General features: G+C 64.6%; 16 protein-coding genes, 2 tRNA genes and 3 rRNA genes. 13 read left to right on the forward strand and 8 right to left on the reverse strand.

Translation table 11 applies throughout. From position 1 onward, the window contains the following. Window positions 1-67: 67 nt before the first annotated feature. Window positions 68-1,345, reverse strand: a complete 1,278-nt coding sequence (locus tag LRK53_RS01790; RefSeq protein WP_027491420.1) for a 6-phosphofructokinase — start codon at window positions 1,343-1,345, stop codon at window positions 68-70. A 191-nt stretch (window positions 1,346-1,536) separates the two neighbouring features. Here LRK53_RS01790 and LRK53_RS01795 point away from each other — a divergent pair, with 191 nt between their 5' ends. From LRK53_RS01795 to LRK53_RS01820, 6 genes are all read left to right on the forward strand, one after another. Beyond that, entirely contained in the window at window positions 1,537-2,121 is a 585-nt protein-coding gene (locus tag LRK53_RS01795) for an adenylate kinase (RefSeq protein WP_027491421.1), read from the forward strand. A gap of 36 nt (window positions 2,122-2,157) precedes the next feature. Continuing rightward, on the forward strand, window positions 2,158-3,603 hold the full coding sequence (mpl, locus tag LRK53_RS01800) for a UDP-N-acetylmuramate:L-alanyl-gamma-D-glutamyl-meso-diaminopimelate ligase (RefSeq protein WP_027491422.1): 1,446 nt from the start codon (window positions 2,158-2,160) through the stop codon (window positions 3,601-3,603). A 46-nt stretch (window positions 3,604-3,649) separates the two neighbouring features. Next, complete coding sequence (locus LRK53_RS01805; RefSeq protein WP_027491423.1) at window positions 3,650-4,258, forward strand: LON peptidase substrate-binding domain-containing protein; 609 nt, start codon at window positions 3,650-3,652, stop codon at window positions 4,256-4,258. Window positions 4,259-4,305: 47 nt separating this feature from the next. Next, window positions 4,306-5,124, forward strand: a complete 819-nt coding sequence (locus LRK53_RS01810) for an SDR family oxidoreductase (RefSeq protein WP_027491424.1) — start codon at window positions 4,306-4,308, stop codon at window positions 5,122-5,124. A 73-nt stretch (window positions 5,125-5,197) separates the two neighbouring features. Continuing rightward, the gene (locus tag LRK53_RS01815; protein ID WP_027491425.1) at window positions 5,198-6,433 is read left to right on the forward strand and encodes an acetylornithine/succinylornithine family transaminase; all 1,236 of its coding nucleotides are present in this window, start codon (window positions 5,198-5,200) and stop codon (window positions 6,431-6,433) included. A gap of 24 nt (window positions 6,434-6,457) precedes the next feature. Then, window positions 6,458-6,877 carry a VOC family protein gene (locus tag LRK53_RS01820; RefSeq protein WP_027491426.1) on the forward strand — a complete coding sequence of 140 codons (420 nt, stop codon included), beginning with the start codon at window positions 6,458-6,460 and terminating at the stop codon, window positions 6,875-6,877. On the opposite strand, the gene LRK53_RS01825 is transcribed toward LRK53_RS01820, so the two are convergent. The 4 genes from LRK53_RS01825 to thiE all read right to left on the reverse strand — a co-directional run bounded on the left by LRK53_RS01825 (window position 6,878) and on the right by thiE (window position 10,222). Next, the gene (locus tag LRK53_RS01825) at window positions 6,878-7,519 is read right to left on the reverse strand and encodes a helix-turn-helix transcriptional regulator (RefSeq protein WP_027491427.1); all 642 of its coding nucleotides are present in this window, start codon (window positions 7,517-7,519) and stop codon (window positions 6,878-6,880) included. It abuts the gene before it with no gap. A 4-nt stretch (window positions 7,520-7,523) separates the two neighbouring features. Further along, entirely contained in the window at window positions 7,524-8,180 is a 657-nt protein-coding gene (locus tag LRK53_RS01830; RefSeq protein WP_185754555.1) for a hypothetical protein, read from the reverse strand. Between the two features lie 114 nt (window positions 8,181-8,294). Further along, window positions 8,295-9,578 carry a glutamate-1-semialdehyde 2,1-aminomutase gene (hemL, locus tag LRK53_RS01835; protein WP_027491428.1) on the reverse strand — a complete coding sequence of 428 codons (1,284 nt, stop codon included), beginning with the start codon at window positions 9,576-9,578 and terminating at the stop codon, window positions 8,295-8,297. Further along, the gene (gene thiE, locus LRK53_RS01840) at window positions 9,575-10,222 is read right to left on the reverse strand and encodes a thiamine phosphate synthase (RefSeq protein WP_027491429.1); all 648 of its coding nucleotides are present in this window, start codon (window positions 10,220-10,222) and stop codon (window positions 9,575-9,577) included. Before thiE ends, hemL begins: the two co-directional genes overlap by 4 nt. Window positions 10,223-10,334: 112 nt before the next feature. Between thiE and LRK53_RS01845 the strand changes: the two genes are divergently transcribed. Continuing rightward, window positions 10,335-10,529: a rubredoxin gene (locus LRK53_RS01845; protein ID WP_027491430.1), complete on the forward strand. Its 195-nt coding sequence runs from the start codon at window positions 10,335-10,337 to the stop codon at window positions 10,527-10,529. 219 nt (window positions 10,530-10,748) lie between these two features. Here the strand turns inward: LRK53_RS01845 and LRK53_RS01850 are convergent, their stop codons facing one another. Continuing rightward, window positions 10,749-11,201, reverse strand: coding sequence for a DUF192 domain-containing protein (locus LRK53_RS01850; RefSeq protein WP_425504527.1), 453 nt, complete (start codon window positions 11,199-11,201; stop codon window positions 10,749-10,751). Window positions 11,202-11,648: 447 nt separating this feature from the next. Here LRK53_RS01850 and LRK53_RS01855 point away from each other — a divergent pair. The 6 genes from LRK53_RS01855 (at window position 11,649) to LRK53_RS01880 (ending at window position 17,917) form a co-directional block, all read left to right on the forward strand. After that, window positions 11,649-13,189 (forward strand): 16S ribosomal RNA (locus tag LRK53_RS01855). Between the two features lie 180 nt (window positions 13,190-13,369). Continuing rightward, window positions 13,370-13,446: transfer RNA gene (locus LRK53_RS01860), tRNA-Ile, on the forward strand. Window positions 13,447-13,512: 66 nt separating this feature from the next. Continuing rightward, window positions 13,513-13,588, forward strand: a tRNA-Ala gene (locus tag LRK53_RS01865). Between the two features lie 203 nt (window positions 13,589-13,791). Further along, a 23S ribosomal RNA gene (locus LRK53_RS01870) occupies window positions 13,792-16,671 on the forward strand. A 184-nt stretch (window positions 16,672-16,855) separates the two neighbouring features. Continuing rightward, window positions 16,856-16,969, forward strand: a 5S ribosomal RNA gene (rrf, locus tag LRK53_RS01875). Together the 16S, 23S and 5S rRNA genes with 2 tRNA genes alongside form the textbook arrangement of a ribosomal RNA operon. Before the next feature lie 264 nt (window positions 16,970-17,233). Beyond that, window positions 17,234-17,917 (forward strand): rhomboid family intramembrane serine protease, encoded by a 684-nt coding sequence (locus tag LRK53_RS01880; RefSeq protein ID WP_027491098.1) that lies wholly within the window; start codon window positions 17,234-17,236, stop codon window positions 17,915-17,917. 3 nt (window positions 17,918-17,920) lie between these two features. On the opposite strand, the gene LRK53_RS01885 is transcribed toward LRK53_RS01880, so the two are convergent. Together LRK53_RS01885 and LRK53_RS01890 are read right to left on the reverse strand one after the other, a co-directional pair. After that, the gene (locus LRK53_RS01885) at window positions 17,921-18,649 is read right to left on the reverse strand and encodes a glutamine amidotransferase (RefSeq protein WP_027491099.1); all 729 of its coding nucleotides are present in this window, start codon (window positions 18,647-18,649) and stop codon (window positions 17,921-17,923) included. A 31-nt stretch (window positions 18,650-18,680) separates the two neighbouring features. Further along, complete coding sequence (locus LRK53_RS01890) at window positions 18,681-20,501, reverse strand: GspE/PulE family protein (protein ID WP_027491100.1); 1,821 nt, start codon at window positions 20,499-20,501, stop codon at window positions 18,681-18,683. Window positions 20,502-20,570: the final 69 nt, after the last annotated feature.

A 20,570-nucleotide genomic window follows, 5' to 3' on the forward strand; every position in this document is an offset into this window, starting at 1 on the left:
AAATTGCGGCTGAACGAAACCCGATCCCGCGGCCCGGTTCCAGGTGGCCCTCACCAGCAAGGCGGCCTCAGCGCCGGAATGCCGCCAGCCTGTTCGCCACCGCCACGTTCTTCAGCCGCACGTAGCGCGGCAGCCCGTCCTTGCCGTACGGCAGCGGCGCTTCGCCGCAGATCAGCGGGGCGAGGTAACGGCGGGCGGCGGCGGTGATGTCGAAACCGTCGCGGCTGATGAAGTTCTTCGGCATCTTCTTTTCGCGGTTGGCGATCTTCGCCAGCGGTGCCGGTTCGATCTTCCAGCGGTACGGCGCGTCGGACGTGCGCACGATCACCGGCATCACCGCGTTCATCCCGGCCAGTGCGTAGCCGACCGCGGCACGGCCCACCGCATAGGCCTGCTCCGCGTCGACCTTTGAGGCGGCGTGCCGCGCGGAGCGCTGCAGGTAGTCGGGCAACGCCCAGTGGTACTTGTAGCCGAGCTTTTCCTTCACCAGTGCCGCCAGCACTGGCGCCACGCCGCCGAGCTGGGCGTGGCCGAACGCGTCACGGGTGCCGGCCTCGGCGAGGAACTGGCCGGCTGTGTTGCGCACGCCTTCGGAAGCGACCACGGTGCACCAGCCGACGCGCTCGACGGTGGTTTTCACTTTCGCCAGGAATGCGGCCTCGTCGAACGCATTCTCGGGGAACAGGATGATGTGTGGCGGCGCGTCCGCACCTTCGCCAGCGAGGCCGGCGGCGGCGGCGATCCAGCCGGCGTGGCGGCCCATCACTTCCAGGATGAACACCTTGGTCGAGGTCTCGGCCATCGAGGCCACGTCCAGGCTGGCCTCCAGCGTGGAAATCGCGGTGTACTTCGCCACCGAGCCGAAACCGGGGCAGCAGTCGGTGACGGCGAGGTCATTGTCCACCGTCTTCGGCACGCCGATGCAGCGGATGTCGTAGCCCAGTGCCTTGCCGATCTGCGACAGTTTCAGCGCGGTATCGGCCGAATCGTTGCCGCCGTTGTAGAGGAACCAGCGGATGTCGTGCGCACGGAACACCTCGATCAGCCGCTCGTACTCGGCGCGGTTCTCGTCCAGCGACTTCAGCTTGTAGCGGCACGAGCCGAACGCGCCGCCGGGCGTGTGGCGTAGCGCGGCGATCGCGGCGGCCGATTCCTTCGAGGTGTCGATCAGCTCCTCGCGCAGCGCGCCGAGGATGCCGTTGCGCGCGGCGTAGACCTTCACGCCCTTGCCGCGGGCGGCTTCGATCACACCGGCGGCGGTGGCGTTGATCACGGCGGTGACACCGCCGGACTGGGCGTACAGCAGGTTGCCGGCGATGGCGGGTGAACGGCGGTTCGGGCTCATGGGATCCTCGGTCAGGCAGCGGGGTGGTTGGCCACGGTCGCCGGCAAATCTTTTCTGCAACAGGTACTTGGCCGAATACGACGAAGGTCGCTGTTTGACGGCACTCGGTGCAGCGGCTAATTTGACGGGCAATTCCGTGCATCGGGCAGGCGGCTGCAACATGCGGCGGCCTGCCGAACTTGTGGAGCATTATGCGACTCGTCCTACTTGGTGCGCCCGGCTCGGGCAAAGGTACGCAGGCGACCCGACTGAAGACGGCGCTGGGCGTTCCGCATATCTCGACCGGCGACATGCTGCGCGCCGCGGTCGCCGCCGGCACCGCGATGGGACTCAAGGCCAAGGCGGTGATGGACGCCGGCCAGCTGGTTTCCGACGACATCCTGCTCGGCATGCTGGAAGAGCGCCTGGCCCAGGCTGACGCGAAAACCGGCTTCATCCTCGATGGCTATCCGCGCAACCTGGCCCAGGCCGACGCGCTCGACCACCTGCTGGCCAAGCTTGGTCAGCCGCTGGATGCGGTGGTGAAGCTGGAGGTGCCGAACGAGGTGATCATCGGGCGCTGCGAAATCCGCTTCAAGGCCGAAGGCCGCGCCGACGACAACCCGGATACCGTGCGCAAACGCCTCGCCATCTACGCCGAGCAGACCGCGCCGGTGGCGGATTTCTACGCCAGCCGCGGCAAGCTGCAGGTGGTGGACGGCGTCGGCGAACTGGACGAGGTCACCGCGCGGATCGAGCACGCGCTGCAGAACGAAGCCGCCGCTGCGAACGGCTGAGCCCGCTTCCTGCTCCCTGCAAGGGAATCGCTCGTCATGCGTCTGCACATCCTCGGCATCTGCGGCACCTTCATGGGCGGGGTCGCCGCACTCGCGCGCGAGCTGGGCCACGCGGTCGAAGGTTCCGACGCCAACGTCTATCCGCCGATGAGCACCCAGCTGGAGGCGCTCGGCATCGGCCTGATGAGCGGCTACACCGCCAGGCACCTGCAGCCGGCCCCTGATCTCGTCGTGGTCGGCAACGCGATGAGCCGCGGCAACCCGGCCGTCGAGTACATGCTCGATGCGCGTCTGCGCTACATCTCCGGCCCGCAGTGGCTGGGCGAGACGGTGCTGGCCGACCGCGACGTGCTGGCCGTGGCCGGCACCCACGGCAAGACCACCACCACCAGCCTGCTGGCGCATTTGCTGGAGAGCGCGGGGATGGCGCCGGGCTTTCTGGTCGGTGGCGTGCCGGGGAATTTCGGCGTTTCTGCGCGGTTGGGGGGCAGGCAGGCATACGCAGGCCCCGGACCCTCATCCGGCGCTGCGCGCCACCTTCCCCCGGAGGGGGAAGGGAGTGTCGTGCCGCCGATGGCGGCGCCTTTTGTCATTGAAGCGGACGAATACGACACCGCGTTCTTCGACAAGCGTTCGAAATTCGTGCACTACCGCCCGCGCATCGCGATCCTCAACAACCTCGAATACGACCACGCGGACATCTTCCCCGACGTGGCGGCGATCCAGCGCCAGTTCCACCACCTGGTGCGCACCGTACCGGGCAACGGCCGGCTGATCGTCAACGCGCACGACGAGCGCCTGGCCGAGGTGCTGGCGATGGGCTGCTGGACGCCGGTGGAAAGCTTCGGCATCGGCACCGGTGACTGGCAGGCGGAACTGATCGAGGCCGACGGCAGCGCGTTCAGGGTGACGCACCACGGCGAAGGTGTGGGTGAGGTGCGTTGGTCGCTGCTCGGCCAGCACAGCGTGATGAATGCGCTGGCCGCACTGGCGGCCGCCGCCGTCGCAGGCGCCGATCCGCAAGTGCTGCTGCCGGCCTTCGCCAGCTTTGAGAGCGTGAAGCGGCGGATGGAACTGGTCGGCGAGGTGAACGGCGTGCGCGTGTACGACGACTTCGCCCATCACCCCACCGCGATCGCCACTACGCTGGCCGGGCTGCGCGCCAAGGTGGGCAGCGCGCGCATCCTGGTGGCGCTGGAGCCACGTTCCAACTCGATGCGCCAGGGCGCGCACGCCGAGGCGCTGGCGCCGTCGCTGGCCGACGCCGATGCGGTGGTGTTCCTGCATCGCCCCGAGCTGTCGTGGGACGCCGGCCGGGTCACCGCGGCGTTGGGCGGGCGCGGCGCCACGGCGCCGACGGTCGATGCACTGATTGCCGCGCTGCGCGCGCAGGCACGGGCGGGCGACCAGGTGATCTTCATGTCCAACGGCGGTTTCGAGGCGGCGCCGCGCCGTTTCGTGGAAAGCCTGCGGCAGGCCTGAGCCGGCTGCCGCAGACCGGAGCGCCGGCTCTGGGTACACTCGCTGGATGGTCGCCCAATCCCAGTCGCTGCTCGTCGAGATGCCGCTGTTTCCGCTGGCCTCGGTGCTGTTTCCCGGCAGCCAGCTGCAGCTGCGCATCTTCGAGCCGCGCTATCTAGATCTGGTGCGCGAATGCACGCGGCATGGCACTGGTTTCGGCGTCTGCCTGATCCTCGAGGGCAAGGAAGTGGGCGAGCCGGCGCTGCCGGCGGCGATCGGCACCATCGCGCGGATCAGCGATTTCCACCGTGGCGACGATGGCCTGCTCGGCATCGTCGCCGAGGGCGGTCCGCGTTTTCGTGCGGTACGCAGCCGGGCACGCGTCGACGGCCTGCTGCGCGGCGACGTGGAGGTCTGGCCGGACGAGCCGGAGCAGCCGGTGCCGGTCGAGTTCGCCCTGCTGCAGACCATCCTGGAGCGGTTGATCGAGACGATGGCGCCGCAGTGGCGCGATGCGCCGCGCAGCGCCTACGACGACGCCAGCTGGCTGGGCTTCCGGCTGGCCGAGCTGCTGCCGCTGGACGCCGGCGAACAGCAGCGCATGCTCGAACTGCCTGATCCGGTGCAACGGCTGGCCGAACTGCGCGACATCCTGCCGCGCTTTCAGAAGCCGTGAGTCCGGCGGGTTCTACACTGAACACTTTATTCGACGGAGCAACGCGCATGACCGACCTTGCCGGCAAGACCCTGTTCATCAGCGGTGCCTCGCGTGGCATCGGCCTGGCGATCGCGCTGCGCGCCGCGCGCGACGGCGCCAACATCGTGATCGCGGCCAAGAGCGGCGTGCCGAACCCGAAGCTGCCCGGCACCATCCACACCGCGGCGGCGGAGGTCGAGGCGGCCGGCGGCAAGGCGCTGGCGCTGCAGGTGGACATCCGCGAGGAGGCCCAGGTGGTGGCCGCCGCCGCGCAGGCGGCCGAGCGTTTCGGCGGCATCGACATCGTGGTCAACAATGCCAGCGCGATCTGGCTGGCCGGCACCGAAGGCACGCCGATGAAGCGCTTCGACCTGATGCAGCAGGTCAATACGCGCGGCACCTTCCTGGTCACCCAGGCCTGCCTGCCGTACCTGAAGAAAGCGGCCAATCCGCATGTGCTGATGCTGTCGCCGCCGCCCAGCCTCGACCCGAAATGGTTCGCGCCGCACACCGCCTACACCATCGCCAAGATGGGCATGAGCCTGTGCGTGCTGGGCATGAGTCCGGAGTTCGCCCCGCTGGGCATCGCGGTGAACGCGCTGTGGCCGCGCACGGTGATCGCCACCGCGGCGATCGGCATGATCGACGGGGTGAAGGCCGAGCATTGCCGTAAGCCGGAGATCGTGGCCGACGCCGCCCACGCCATCCTGACCCGCCCGGCGCGCAGCTACACCGGCCATTTCGCGATCGACGAAGAGATCCTGCGCGAGGCCGGCGTGAGCGATTTCGACGGCTATGCCGTGCAGCCGGGCGCCGCCCTGCTGCCGGATCTCTTCCTCGACTGAAGTCGGCCGTGCCAAGGCCCGAGCCGGGCGCTAGCATGCGCAACCCTTCCCCTTCTCGCACGCCGGAACACCCATGACCCGCCCCGATGCCACCACCGAAGCCCTGATCTCGCTTGGCAAACGCTACTGGCTGCCGGTGTACAAGCCGCGCGAGCTGGTGCTCGACCACGGCAAGGGCGCGCGGGTGTGGGACACCGAGGGGCGCGACTACGTGGATTTCGGTGCCGGGATCGCGGTGAACGCGCTCGGCCACCAGGATCCGGACCTGCTCGCCGCGCTGACCGCGCAGGCGCACAAGCTGTGGCACAGCAGCAACGTGTTCTACACCGAGCCGCCGCTGCGCCTGGCCGAGGAGCTGGTGCAGGCGAGCGGTTTCGCTGAACGTGTGTTCCTGTGCAATTCCGGCGCCGAGGCGAACGAGGCGGCGATCAAGCTGGTGCGTAAGTGGGCGGCCGCGCAGGGGCGCGCGCCGGAGCGGCGCGTCATCGTCACCTTCAATGGCTCGTTCCACGGCCGCACGCTGGCCACCGTCACCGCCACCGCGCAGCCGAAGTACCAGCAGGGCTACGAGCCGCTGCCGGCGGGTTTCCGCTACCTCGACTTCAACGATGCCGCGGCGCTGGAGGCGGCGTTCGCCGCCGGCGACATCGCCGCGGTGATGCTGGAGCCGGTGCAGGGCGAGGGCGGCGTGGTGCCGGCCGCGCCGGGTTTCCTCAAGCGCGTGCGCGAGCTGTGCGACGCACACGGCGCCTTGCTGGTGCTGGACGAGATCCAGTGCGGCATGGGCCGCACCGGCACGCTGTTCGCGCATGCGCACGACAATGTCGCACCGGACATCGTGACCCTGGCCAAGGCGCTCGGCGGCGGTTTCCCGATCGGCGCGATGCTGGCCGGACCCAAGGTGGCCGAGGTGATGCAGTACGGCGCCCACGGCACCACCTTCGGCGGCAACCCGATGGCCGCCGCGGTGGCGCGCGTCGCGCTGGCCAAGCTGTCCTCGTCGGCGGTGCTGATGAACGTGGAGCGCCAGGCGAACGACCTGCGCGCGGGGCTGGCGCGTATCAACCACGAGCTGCAGTTGTTCGACGAGGTGCGCGGCCGCGGCCTGATGATCGGGGCGGCGCTGGCCGAGGCACATCGGGGCAAGGCCGGCGCGATCCTCGACCACGCCGCCGCGCACGGCCTGCTGCTGCTGCAGGCGGGGCCGGACGTGCTGCGCTTCGTGCCGCCGCTGACCATCACCGACGAGGAACTCGCCGACGGCCTCGGGCGCCTGCACGCGGCGTTGAGCGATTTTGCGGCAGGCTGAGGCTGGCCGGTCAGGAGAGTTCCGATGAAATACCTGCACACCATGGTGCGCGTGCGCGACATCGACGCCTCGCTGCGTTTCTACTGCGAGGGCCTGGGCCTGCGCGAGGTGCGCCGCATGGAAAATGCCCAGGGCAAGTTCACCCTGGTGTTCCTCGCCGCGCCGGACAGCTCCGAGGCCGAGGTCGAGCTCACCTGGAACTGGGGCTCCACCGAGGACTACGGCAGCGCGCGCAACTTCGGCCACCTGGCGTTCCGCGTGGAGGACATCTACGCCACCTGCCAGCGCCTGATGGACATGGGCTACACCATCCACCGCCCGCCGCGCGACGGCCACATGGCCTTCGTGCGCTCGCCCGACCTGATTTCGGTGGAGCTGCTGCAGGACGGTCACCTGCCGCCGACCGAGCCGTGGGCCTCGATGCCGAACACCGGCGCGTGGTAATCAGCCGGGGCGCGGCTTGCCGAGGCGAAAGCGGCAGGCCTGCCCGCCGCGTACCAGGCATTCCATGTGCTGGATATGCCGTCCGGTGGCGGCTTCCATGAAGGCGAGGTCGAAGCGGCAGACGTCGGGGTGGGTCTTGGCGAGGTCGTGGAACACGCAGTTGTAGGCCTCCACCTGGGTTTCGCCGTCGCGCTTCACGGTGGCGGCTTCATAGCCCAGCGTGTCCAACTGTTCGGCCAGGCGCGCGGCGATCGCGGCGTCGCTTTCGCCCTTGATGCGGCTGGCCGCCGCGTGGCCGAGTTCCTCGCCCATGCTCGCCAGCAAGGCCTGCACGCCGGCCTTGCCGGCGCTGGCGTACAGGTGTTCGAGGATGCTGCCGGCGATCAGGCCGTAATGGCGCGGAAAGAGTTCGCGGCCCGCCTGCGTCAGCAGGTAGCGTGCCTGCGGCCGGCCGCCGGTGGGGCGCGCCGTGCCGCGTTCGACGTGACCCGTGACGATCAGCGCGGAGAGGTGCTGCCGCACGGCGTTGTGGGTCACGTGCAGCGCCAGGCACAGCGCCTCCACACTGGCGCCCTGCGGCGCGGCCAGCAGTGTCCGCAGCAGCTTCTGCTGGGTCTGGCCGAGCTGGCGCAGGGCGCCCACGGACTTACTGGGCCTTTTGCGGGAACTGCGCGGCGATGCCGCCGGACAGCGCATCGGCGATGGTGTTCATGTGTTCTTCCATCATCGTCCAGTCCTTCGCGCTGGTGGCTTGGTCGCCGGCCATGATCGCGCCCACCAGCGACTGGTGGTCGGCGGCATGTTGCAGCAGCAGGCCGTCGACGGTGGCTTCGGGCCAGTGGTTCGGATTGGCGCCGTGCAGGAATTTGGCGATCTCGCCGGCGTTCGTGGCGAGAGCCTGCATGGCCTTGTCGGCAGCGGCCTTGTCGCCGGCGTGGGTCGCGTCGGTGAGTGCCTTCACGCCGCCCCAGTGACCGGCGAGCAAGGTGAGCAAGCCCTTGCCGGCGTCGGCGCCGTAGAAGCCGGCCACCGCGTCGGAAATCTGCTTGGCGTTCGCCACCACGGCGTCGGCGGTCTTGGCTTCAGCCGCCTTGTTGCCGGCTTTCACGGCCGTCGCGTAGTCGCGCGTGGCGACCAGATGGCCGTGCCACAGGCCGCGCAGCGCGGCGTGCAGCTTCGGTGCGGCGGGTGCGGCGGCGGCTTGCGGGGCGGCCTGCATGCCGGGCATGGCCGGCTGCGCGAGCGTAGTGAGGGGGAGGCTCAGACCCATGGCAAGGGCACAGGCAATGGCAAGGGATTTCATGATGTTTGTTCCGGTGATAGGTCGTCGGATGGCGACCCCGTCATCCTGAACGACGGCGACAAATAGTAAACATGTTCATGTGTAAAGCTTGTCATTGCGTGATTTTTTTCCGGGTCAGCCCGCCTTGGCTGCGCTCGCGGCCTCGCGCGCCGCCTGCAAGGTGTCGGCGATGTCCTGGTCGGAATGGGCGCTGGAGAGGAAGCCCGCCTCGAAGGCACTGGGGGCGAGGTACACGCCGCGCGCCAACATGCCGTGGAAGAAGCGGTTGAACAGCGCGGTGTCCGCCGCCGTGGCCTGCGCATAGCTGCTGACCTTCTGTGCCGTGAAGAACAGCCCGAACATGCCCCCCACGCGGTTGGTGGAGAACGCCACCCCGGCGGCATCCATCACCGACTGCAGGCCGTCGCAGAGCAGGCGGGTGCGGGCGGCCAGTTGGTCGTGGAAGCCGGGCGCCTGGATCAGCTCCAGCATCGCCAGGCCCGCCGCCATCGCCACTGGGTTGCCGGAAAGCGTGCCGGCCTGGTAGATCGGGCCGCTCGGGGCGATCTGTTCCATCAAATCGCGGCGACCGCCGTAGGCACCCACCGGCATGCCACCGCCGATGATCTTGCCGAACGTGGTGATGTCCGGCGTCACCCCGTAATGCGCCTGCGCGCCGCCGAGCGCCACGCGGAAGCCGGTCATCACCTCGTCGAAGATCAGCAGCGCGCCGTGCCGCGTGCACAGTTCGCGCAGGCCTTGCAAATAGCCGTCCATCGGCGGGATGCAGTTCATGTTGCCGGCCACTGGCTCGATGATGAGCGCGGCGATCTCCTCGCCTTGCGCGGCGAACAGCACCTTGGCGGCATCGAGGTCGTTGTAGGGCAGGGTGAGCGTGAGGTCGGCGTTCGCCTTGGGCACACCGGGCGAAGTCGGCACACCGAAGGTGAGCGCGCCGGAGCCGGCCTTGACCAGGAAGCTGTCGCCGTGGCCGTGGTAGCAGCCCTCGAACTTCACGATCTTGCTGCGGCCGGTAGCGCCGCGGGCAAGGCGGATCGCCGACATGGTGGCCTCGGTGCCGGAGTTCACCATGCGCAGCATCTCGACCGAGGGAATCAATCGGGTGATGGTCTCGGCCATGGTCACTTCAGCCGGGCAGGGCGTACCGAACGAGAGGCCGTTTCGCACCGCGCGCTCTACCGCCTCGCGCACCGCCGGATGGTTGTGGCCGACGATCATCGGCCCCCATGAGCCGACGTAGTCGATATAGCGGGTGCCTTCCACATCCCACAGATACGCGCCGTCTGCCCGCGCGGTGAAGAACGGTTCGCCACCGACCGACTTGAACGCGCGCACCGGCGAGTTCACGCCGCCGGGCATCAGCTTCTGGGCGCGCTGGAAGAGTTCGTGGTTGTTCATCGTGAGGGTTCTCGATCGGAGGGGTACAGGTCGGCGAAGTGCTGCGCGGCGGCGCGCACGTCGGGAGCGGCGAACACGGCGGTGATGGCCGCCAGGTAATCGGCGCCGGCTTCGACCAGTGAGGCGCCATTGTCCGGCGTGATCCCGCCGATCGCCACCCGCGGCACGCCCAACGCGGCGCTTTGCCTCAGCAGGTCGATCGGGACGCGCGCTGCCAGCGGCTTGGTCGGTGAGGGAAAGAACGCGCCGAACGACACGTAGCTGGCGCCGGCGCGTGCGGCAGCCTGTGCGCGCGGCAACGAGCCGTAGCACGACACGCCGACGATCGCATGCTCGCCCAGCACGGCACGCACGGCAGCGGGATCGTCGTCGTCCTTGCCCAGGTGCACGCCGTCGGCGCCGACGGCTTGGGCCAGTGCGATGTCGTGGTCGATGATCAGCGGTACGTGATGAGTGCGGCACAGCTGCATGAGTGCCGTCGCTTCGGCGTGGCGCCGCGCCGCGTCGTCGCTCAGGTCGCGGTACTGCAGCAGCCTTGCGCCGCCGGCCAACGCCTGGGCGACGACGGCGAGCAGGTCGTCGCGCGGCCCGTCGGTGATGGCGTACAGGCCGCGGTCGGCGGAGAGTATTGGCGTCTTCTTCAAATCGTCGCCTCGTAGGTGGGTGGGGAAGGTAGCGGCATCATTGTCGCGCTTTCGTATTGTCGGGCGAGTTGCGAGAATGCTCCATTCCCTAGCGATCCGAAGAAACCCGATCATGAGCCAGAGCTCCACCGAAACCGCCTTGCGCAAATGGATGTGCGTTGTCTGCGGCTACATCTACGACGAAGCCATGGGCGTGCCCGATGAAGGCATTCCCGCCGGTACGCGCTGGGAGGATGTGCCCTACACCTGGACCTGCCCGGATTGCGGTACGACCAAGGACGATTTCGAGATGATCGTGATCGACTGAACGCCGATCCCTGCCCGCAAACGGCCCGATTCCGTCAGTGCATTGGCCGGGCCGGCTGCTTTGATGTTCCTGCGCCGGTCAAGCGGCGCGCCGTACTCAGGAACATCCCATGCGACAGTTCATTCCGTTCGAAGACGACTGGGGTGTACTGGAAAACCTGCGTCCCGAGGACCTGATCCCCTATCGCACCGGCATGCTCGACGTACCTGGTGCGGTTGTTCAGCGTATCGGCCCGATATCGCCCTCGATCTTCAACACATCCCCCGGCTGCGCACCGATACGTCGCGCCGTGCCGGCAGACAGCTCCAGCACGTAGATTGCCGGCGCGTCGCTGGGGTAGGTCGGGCAAGGGTCGGCCTTGCATGGCGGCACGTCCACTTGCATCGAGACCAGCCGACGCTCCGCATCGAAGTACAGGATGTCCAGCGGGATCAGGGTGTTCTTCATCCAGAACGCCTGCGGCCCGGTGTGGGGAAACACGAACAGCATGCCGTGGTCGGGCGCCAGCGCGGTGCGCATCATCAGGCCATGCTGGCGGCTGGCGTCGTCGGTGGCGAGCTCCACCGGAAAATGCTGCCCATGCAGCTCGAGCGCCGATGCCTTGGATGGCGTGGGAGCAGGGCCGGAGCAACCGGCCAGCAGGAAAAACATCGGGGCAACCCATCGTTTCATTGCAGCTGCTCGTCGCGGGCGGGAAGGCGCGACGGGCAGTGTAGCGCTGCGCGCGAGCGTTGCTTTCCGGAGAAAAGTGCATGCGCCCCCTTCCCAGACGCCCAGCTCGGCGCTATGATTCACGCCCCTTCGACGAGGCGCCCTTTCGCGAAGGTCTCCGCGACACCCCACGCTAAAAATTTCCTTGCTGCGGGTGTTGACGGTCGCAAAAAGCGATGTAGAATGGGCGGCTCACCCGGAACGAAAGGTTCCGGGGCGATCACCGAAGTGGTGGTTGGCGAGAAGATCTTTGACAGTGTGCGCAGGTGAATTGTGTGGACGTCTTGTGCTGATGGGTTGCGACCTGTCCAAGCAATGCAAGCGTCCCACCAAAGAAAGTCAGTAATGAGTTTTTTCGGTTGGGAAGAACGCTTCAGAAAGATAGATGGCATTAAGCCATCGATAACTTAAGTGAAGAGTTTGATCCTGGCTCAGATTGAACGCTGGCGGCATGCCTAACACATGCAAGTCGAACGGCAGCACAGGTAGCAATACCGGGTGGCGAGTGGCGGACGGGTGAGTAAAGCATCGGGATCTACCCTGACGTGGGGGATAACCTCGGGAAACCGGGACTAATACCGCATACGTCCTACGGGAGAAAGCGGGGGACCTTCGGGCCTCGCGCGGCAGGACGAACCGATGTGCGATTAGCTAGTTGGCGGGGTAACGGCCCACCAAGGCGACGATCGCTAGCTGGTCTGAGAGGATGATCAGCCACACTGGGACTGAGACACGGCCCAGACTCCTACGGGAGGCAGCAGTGGGGAATATTGGACAATGGGCGCAAGCCTGATCCAGCAATGCCGCGTGTGTGAAGAAGGCCTTCGGGTTGTAAAGCACTTTTATCAGGAGCGAAATACCACGGGTTAATACCCTATGGGGCTGACGGTACCTGAGGAATAAGCACCGGCTAACTTCGTGCCAGCAGCCGCGGTAATACGAAGGGTGCAAGCGTTAATCGGAATTACTGGGCGTAAAGGGTGCGTAGGCGGTTGTTTAAGTCTGTCGTGAAATCCCCGGGCTCAACCTGGGAATGGCGATGGATACTGGGCAGCTAGAGTGTGTCAGAGGATGGTGGAATTCCCGGTGTAGCGGTGAAATGCGTAGAGATCGGGAGGAACATCAGTGGCGAAGGCGGCCATCTGGGACAACACTGACGCTGAAGCACGAAAGCGTGGGGAGCAAACAGGATTAGATACCCTGGTAGTCCACGCCCTAAACGATGCGAACTGGATGTTGGTCTCAACTCGGAGATCAGTGTCGAAGCTAACGCGTTAAGTTCGCCGCCTGGGGAGTACGGTCGCAAGACTGAAACTCAAAGGAATTGACGGGGGCCCGCACAAGCGGTGGAGTATGTGGTTTAATTCGATGCAACGCGAAGAACCTTACCTGGCCTTGACATGTCCGGAATCCTGCAGAGATGCGGGAGTGCCTTCGGGAATCGGAACACAGGTGCTGCATGGCTGTCGTCAGCTCGTGTCGTGAGATGTTGGGTTAAGTCCCGCAACGAGCGCAACCCTTGTCCTTAGTTGCCAGCACGTAAAGGTGGGAACTCTAAGGAGACTGCCGGTGACAAACCGGAGGAAGGTGGGGATGACGTCAAGTCCTCATGGCCCTTACGGCCAGGGCTACACACGTACTACAATGGTCGGTACAGAGGGTTGCGATACCGCGAGGTGGAGCCAATCCCAGAAAGCCGATCCCAGTCCGGATTGGAGTCTGCAACTCGACTCCATGAAGTCGGAATCGCTAGTAATCGCGGATCAGCTATGCCGCGGTGAATACGTTCCCGGGCCTTGTACACACCGCCCGTCACACCATGGGAGTGGGTTGCTCCAGAAGGCGTTAGTCTAACCGCAAGGGGGACGACGCCCACGGAGTGGTCCATGACTGGGGTGAAGTCGTAACAAGGTAGCCGTATCGGAAGGTGCGGCTGGATCACCTCCTTTCAAGAAACGACGGCGTGATTCTTCACGCAAGACGTCCACACAAGACACCTGTACTTTACGCAAAGTCCCTTTTGCGAAGAGCGAACATCAAGACCGGCCATGCATGGCCGGACTCTTCAACAAAGCCGCTCCGAACCCAAGTTCGAAACAGGCTGGTGCAGGCTCTGGGGCTCAATCTCTGGGTCTGTAGCTCAGGTGGTTAGAGCGCACCCCTGATAAGGGTGAGGCCGGTGGTTCGAGTCCACCCAGACCCACCATTACCTCACGCGGAGTCATCCGCGAAGGGCAGATCAAGGCCGCCCTTCCGTGGGCGGACTCCTCAAGGGGCCATAGCTCAGCTGGGAGAGCACCTGCTTTGCAAGCAGGGGGTCGTCGGTTCGATCCCGACTGGCTCCACCATCAAGCGCTGCGTGAAGTATCAGCACACCAAAGATTTTGAAATCATCCGGCATCGAGGCCGGCGTGATGTTCTTTGAAAACAAGTAAACGAGTGACAAGCGTCTTGGTTCGAACCGAACCGAGGCAAGTGTTAAGGCACGAAAACGAAGTAACTTGGCTGCACCTGAGGAGGGTGCATGCCCCGAGGCGACTTGGGGTTATATGGTCAAGCGACTAAGCGTATACGGTGGATGCCTTGGCAGTCAGAGGCGATGAAGGACGTGGCAGCCTGCGAAAAGTGTCGGGGAGCTGGCAACAAGCTTTGATCCGGCAATGTCCGAATGGGGAAACCCACCGCGCAAGCGGTACCGTGCACTGAATTCATAGGTGTACGGGGCGAACCCGGGGAACTGAAATATCTAAGTACCCGGAGGAAAAGAAATCAACCGAGATTCCCTCAGTAGCGACGAGCGAACGGGGACTAGCCCAAAAGCGCACGGTGTTTTAGTTGAACAGCCTGGAAAGGCTGGCCATAGACGGTGATAGCCCGGTAAGCGAAAGGGCACCGTGCGTGAAATTGAGTAAGGCGGGGCACGTGAAACCTTGTCTGAACATGGGGGGACCATCCTCCAAGGCTAAATACTCCTGACTGACCGATAGCGAACTAGTACCGTGAGGGAAAGGCGAAAAGAACCCCGGAGAGGGGAGTGAAATAGACCCTGAAACCGTATACGTACAAGCAGTGGAAGCCCGCAAGGGTAACTGCGTACCTTTTGTATAATGGGTCAGCGACTTACTGTCAGTGGCAAGCTTAACCGTATAGGGGAGGCGAAGAGAAATCGAGTCTGAATAGGGCGCATAGTCTCTGGCAGTAGACCCGAAACCGAGTGATCTATCCTTGGCCAGGTTGAAGGTGCGGTAACACGCACTGGAGGACCGAACCCACATCTGTTGCAATAGATGGGGATGAGCTGAGGATAGGAGTGAAAGGCTAAACAAACTCGGAGATAGCTGGTTCTCCTCGAAAGCTATTTAGGTAGCGCCTCGGACGAATCTTCCTGGGGGTAGAGCACTGTTATGGCTAGGGGGTCATCGCGACTTACCAAACCATGGCAAACTCCGAATACCAGGACAGACTATCCGGGAGACACACGGCGGGTGCTAACGTCCGTCGTGAAAAGGGAAACAACCCAGACCCGCAGCTAAGGTCCCAAAGTCATAGCTAAGTGGAAAACGATGTGGAAAGGCATAGACAGCCAGGAAGTTGGCTTAGAAGCAGCCATCCTTTAAAGAAAGCGTAATAGCTCACTGGTCGAGTCGGTCTGCGCGGAAGATTTAACGGGGCTAAGCTATGCACCGAAGCTCGGGGTGTGCACGCAAGTGCACGCGGTAGAGGAGCGTTCCGTAAGCCTGTGAAGGTGGATTGTAAAGTCTGCTGGAGGTATCGGAAGTGCGAATGCTGACATGAGTAACGATAATGGGGGTGAAAAGCCCCCACGCCGAAAGCCCAAGGTTTCCTCGCGCAACGTTCATCGGCGCAGGGTGAGTCGGCCCCTAAGGCGAGGCAGAAATGCGTAGTCGATGGGAAGCTGGTTAATATTCCAGCACTTTTCTACAGTGCGATGTGGGGACGGAGAAAGTTAGGTCTACCGGGCGTTGGTTGTCCCGGGGAAAGGCGGTAGGCATGGATCTTTGGCAAATCCGGGATCCTTTATGCCGAGCACCGAGACGAGTCCTATTGGACGAAGTGACCGATACTACGCTTCCAGGAAAAGCCACTAAGCTTCAGCTGTAGAAAAACCGTACCGTAAACCGACACTGGTAGGCAGGGTGAGAATCCCAAGGCGCTTGAGAGAACTCGGGTGAAGGAACTAGGCAAAATGGCACCGTAACTTCGGGAGAAGGTGCGCCCTTCGACGTGGTCACGTGCGTGACTGAGCGTTGAAGGGTCGCAGTAACCTGGCCGCTGCGACTGTTTATCAAAAACACAGCACTCTGCAAACACGAAAGTGGACGTATAGGGTGTGACGCCTGCCCGGTGCTGGAAGGTTAATTGATGGGGTCAGCCGCAAGGCGAAGCTCTTGATCGAAGCCCCAGTAAACGGCGGCCGTAACTATAACGGTCCTAAGGTAGCGAAATTCCTTGTCGGGTAAGTTCCGACCTGCACGAATGGCGTAACGACAGCGGCGCTGTCTCCACCCGAGACTCAGTGAAATTGAATTCGCTGTGAAGATGCAGCGTTCCCGCGGCAAGACGGAAAGACCCCGTGAACCTTTACTATAGCTTTACACTGAACGTTGAGTTCTTCTGTGTAGGATAGGTGGGAGGCTTTGAAGTGCAGACGCCAGTTTGCATGGAGCCATCCTTGAAATACCACCCTGAAGTGCTTGACGTTCTAACCTCGGCCCGTAATCCGGGTCAGGGACCGTGTATGGTGGGTAGTTTGACTGGGGCGGTCTCCTCCCAAAGAGTAACGGAGGAGCACGAAGGTACGCTCAGCGCGGTCGGACATCGCGTACTGTGTGCAAAGGCATAAGCGTGCTTGACTGCGAGATCGACGGATCAAGCAGGTACGAAAGTAGGTCTTAGTGATCCGGTGGTTCTGTATGGAAGGGCCATCGCTCAACGGATAAAAGGTACTCCGGGGATAACAGGCTGATACCGCCCAAGAGTTCATATCGACGGCGGTGTTTGGCACCTCGATGTCGGCTCATCACATCCTGGGGCTGTAGCCGGTCCCAAGGGTATGGCTGTTCGCCATTTAAAGTGGTACGCGAGCTGGGTTCAGAACGTCGTGAGACAGTTCGGTCCCTATCTGTCGTGGGCGTTGGAGATTTGAGGGGGGCTGCTCCTAGTACGAGAGGACCGGAGTGGACGTTCCGCTGGTGTTCGGGTTGTCTCGCCAGAGGCATTGCCCGGTAGCTATGAACGGAAGTGATAACCGCTGAAAGCATCTAAGCGGGAAGCACGCCCCAAGATGAGATCTCCCGAGAGCTTGACTCTCCTCAAGGCACCATCAAGACCAGGTGGTTGATAGGTCAGATGTGGAAGCGCAGCAATGCGTTCAGCTAACTGATACTAATGAGCCGTGCGGCTTGACCATATAACCCCAAGTAGCTTCGTGGGTCTTGGCAAAGCCTGATTCGCATTCACCTCGACGCTTGTCACTCGTTTACGATTTATCTCACGTGAGATCCCTCTCACGAAAGAAGAGTCAACACCCCGCCATCCATGGCGGACTCTTCAAGAATGCGGAGCCGGCGCGTCAGCGCTGCTCCCACCCCTTCCCTGGCGGCCATAGCGGCGTGGTCCCACCTGATCCCATCCCGAACTCAGAAGTGAAACGCGCATGCGCCGATGGTAGTGTGGCTTGGCCATGCAAGAGTAGGTCACCGCCAGGGGCTTTATCCTGAAACACCCTCACCGGCAACGGTGGGGGTTTTTCTTTGGTGCAGTGACACCGCCGCTCGCCACCTGCAACAGCTCGCTGCCTGGGGCTTTTTCCTGGAAGGCCTCCCCCTCCGGGGTGGCCTTCGCTTTTTGGGCGGGCGGTGAACCTTCGACGCCTCAGCTTCACCGTGTCTTGATTGCCGACCATGGGCGCATTCCCTTATCGCCTATGATGTCGGAACGCCGCGATCCGGCGCATGCCTGGGGAGCGGCCCTTGTTTGTCCACGTCGAAACGCGTCGCCGACCCCGATGGCACTGGGCAACCCTGTTGGTGGTGACGGTCTGCGTGGCCTGCTTCGTGGGCCTGGCGCTGATACCGGTCACGCAGCGGGTTTCCCTGTTGCTGGAATGGGGCACGGTGCCGGCGAATATTTTCGATCCGCATGAGGCGCTGTTGCCGCAGCTGACTGATCCGGCCCTGCTGCGTCTGTTCACGGCGCTGTTCATCCACGTGACCTGGCTGCATCTGCTGAGCAACCTGCTGTTCCTGGTGATTTTTGGCCTGCCGGGCGAGCGCGCGCTGGGGTCGTTGCGGTTCCTGCTGCTGTTTGTGGTCGGCGGGGTCGTGGCGAACCTGATCGGCGCGTTGTCCCTGACGGGCGTGCGCCTGCCCATCATCGGCTGCAGCGGCGCGGTATCGGCGGTGGTCGGTACGTACGTGGCGTTGTTTCCGCGTGCACGGCTCGGCCTGGTGCTGCCGCTGGGGCTTTACCTGGAATTCGTGCGGGTGCCGGCCTTCCTGCTGATCGGGCTGTGGGTACTGCTGCAGTTGCTGTTCAGTTATGCAGGGCCGAGCTACGGCGCCTATGTGTGGTGGGCACACATCAGCGGCTTTCTGTTCGGCGTGGTGTTCGCGCTGTTTTCTCGCGATGCGATTGCCCGGCGCCTGAGCGGTTGAAGCTCAGCCCGCGATAGTGGTCCAGCGGTGGTCGCGCGAGAAGTGGCGCAGCAGCCGGCGGGCGGTGGGCGTGGCGGCAACCGCGCCGAAGATCTCCTGCGGGTTCGCGCCTTCGCGCTGCAGGTCGGCATGCTTGCGCCGGATGTAGGCGCGCATCACCTCGGCGTTGAACTCCGGGTGGAACTGTGCGCTGACTGCATGCGGCCCGTAGCGCAGCAGCTGGTGCGGATCCCGCGCCGAGCGGGCCAGTACCGTGGCCTCCGCCGGCGGTTCGATCACGCTTTGCTCGTGGGTGGTGTGCGCGCGAAAACTGGCTGACAGTGCGGGCGCTAGCGGGTCGTGTGCGGCGAGGGCCGTCAGCGCAATCGTCTGGGTGCCGATCTCGCGCCCGCCCGGCAGGTAGTCGACGCGCCCGCCCAGCGCATGAGCCATCAGCTGGTGGCCGTAGCAGACGCCGAAAAGCGGCAGCTCCGCATCCATCGCATCGCGGATCCACCCGGCCGTGTGCTCGCTCCACGACTCGCGCGCGGTGACCATGGCGGCCGAACCGGTGATGATGGCGCCGGCCACTTCGTGGGGCGGCGGCAGCGCTTCACCGACCGCGACGTCGACGATCCGCAGCTGCTGCGGATGCAGCCCGGCACCGAGGCGGAACCAGTGCGGGAAATCGCCATGGCGGGCGCGGATGGGTTCCGGCGCACGGCCGGTGCGGATGATCAGGACGGGTTTCATGCGGAGGGTCAATGGCGGCATCGGGACGTCTTTACGGCTGTGCATCGTCGAGCGCGTCGATCGGTGGAAGCACGGTGAGGACTTCCTGTGCGGTGGTCAGTCCGGCGGCGACCTGGTCGGCAGCCGAGATGCGCAGCGGGCGCATGCCTTCGGACAGCGCTGCCTGCCCGAACCGGCCGAGGTCGAGCTGGGCCGAAACCATGCCGCGCAGGCGTGGCGAGAGCTTCAGCATCTCGTAGATGCCGGTGCGTCCGAGAAAGCCGGTATGGCGGCACTCCAGACAGCCGACCGGCTGGAATACCTGCGGTGGCACCGGCACGTCCCAGCCATGGGTGAGCACGGTCCAGGCCTGCGGATCCTGCCTGGCCACCTGCTTGCAGTGCGGGCACAGCGTGCGCACCAGCCGCTGCGCCACCACGCCGGTCAGGGTGGACTGGATCAGGTAGTGCGGCACGCCAAGGTCGAGCAGGCGGGTGACCGCACTCGGGGCATCGTTGGTATGCAGCGTCGACAGCACCAGGTGGCCGGTGAGCGAGGCTTGCACCGCCACCTGCGCGGTTTCCAGGTCGCGGATCTCGCCGATCATGATGATGTCCGGGTCCTGCCGCAGCAACGTGCGCACGCCGGCGGCGAAATCCAGCTCGATCGCTGCGTGCACCTGCATCTGGTTGAACTCCGGTGAGACCATCTCGATCGGGTCTTCCACCGTGCACACGTTGAGCTCCGGCGTGGCCAGGTGCTTCAGCGTGGAGTACAGCGTGGTGGTCTTGCCTGAGCCGGTGGGCCCGGTAACCAGCACGATGCCGTGCGGGCGCTCGACCATGCCGCGCCAGTGGGCGGCTTCGTTGGCGGAGAAGCCGAGCTGGGCGAAATCCTTCACCACCAGGTCGGGGTCGAAGATACGCATCACCACCTTCTCGCCGAACGCGGTGGGCATGTTGGAGATGCGCAGTTCCACCTCGCGCCCGCCGGAGGAGCGGGTCTTGATGCGGCCGTCCTGCGGGCGACGTTTCTCGGCCACGTCCATGCGGGCGAGGATCTTGATGCGCGCGGTCACCGCCGTCATCACCGGCGAGGGCAGTTCGAACACCTTCTGCATGGCGCCGTCGATGCGGAAGCGGATGTGCCCGGTCTCGCGGCGTGGCTCCAGGTGGATGTCCGAGGCGCGCTGCTCGAATGCGTACTGCAGCAGCCAGTCGACGATGTGCACCACGTGGCGATCGTCGGCGCCTACCTCGCCGCTCTTGCCCAGTTCGACCAGCTGCTCGAAGTTGAGGATGGCAGAAGACGTGTCGCCGCCGCTCTTGGCGTCCTGCGCCAGCTGGATCGAGCGCTGGACGCCGTAGAACTCCTGCAGGTAGCGGTTGATGTCGATCGGGCTGGCCACCACGCGCTTGACGTCCCGCCGCAGCATCTGCGCCAGGTCGGGCGCCCAGCCGGCCTCGAACGGCTCGCAGGTGGCGAACGTCACCTCGCCCGGGGCAGCCGCGATTGGCAGGATGCGGTGGCGCTTCGCGTAAGCATGGCTCACCACCTGGGTTGCGGCGGCCACGTTGATCTTCATCGGATCGATCTTCAGATACGGCAACCCGGCGTGGCCGGCCAGCCACTCGGTCAGGCCTTCCAGGCTCAGTGGCCGGCCCGGATCGTGCTGGTTCGCCAGCCTCGCGTTCGCGATCAGCACTAGCGGGTGCAGTTCGACCGTACTGCGGCCGGCTGGGACGCCCATGCGCACCTGCTTGGCGTCGTCGGCCAGCAGATAACCATCGACCACCAGCGTGGCCAGCAGTTCATCCAGCCCGAGCCGGCCGCGGCGGCCGAGCAGGGATGCGATTTGCGGTGAAGCGGCCATCCGGGTGTGTCCCTTCAATGCGCATTCCAGCCGGAATCCGGCGGAAAAGCACGCTGCAGCTATACTAAC

The organism is Rhodanobacter thiooxydans (assembly GCF_021545845.1).
GTDB lineage: Bacteria > Pseudomonadota > Gammaproteobacteria > Xanthomonadales > Rhodanobacteraceae > Rhodanobacter.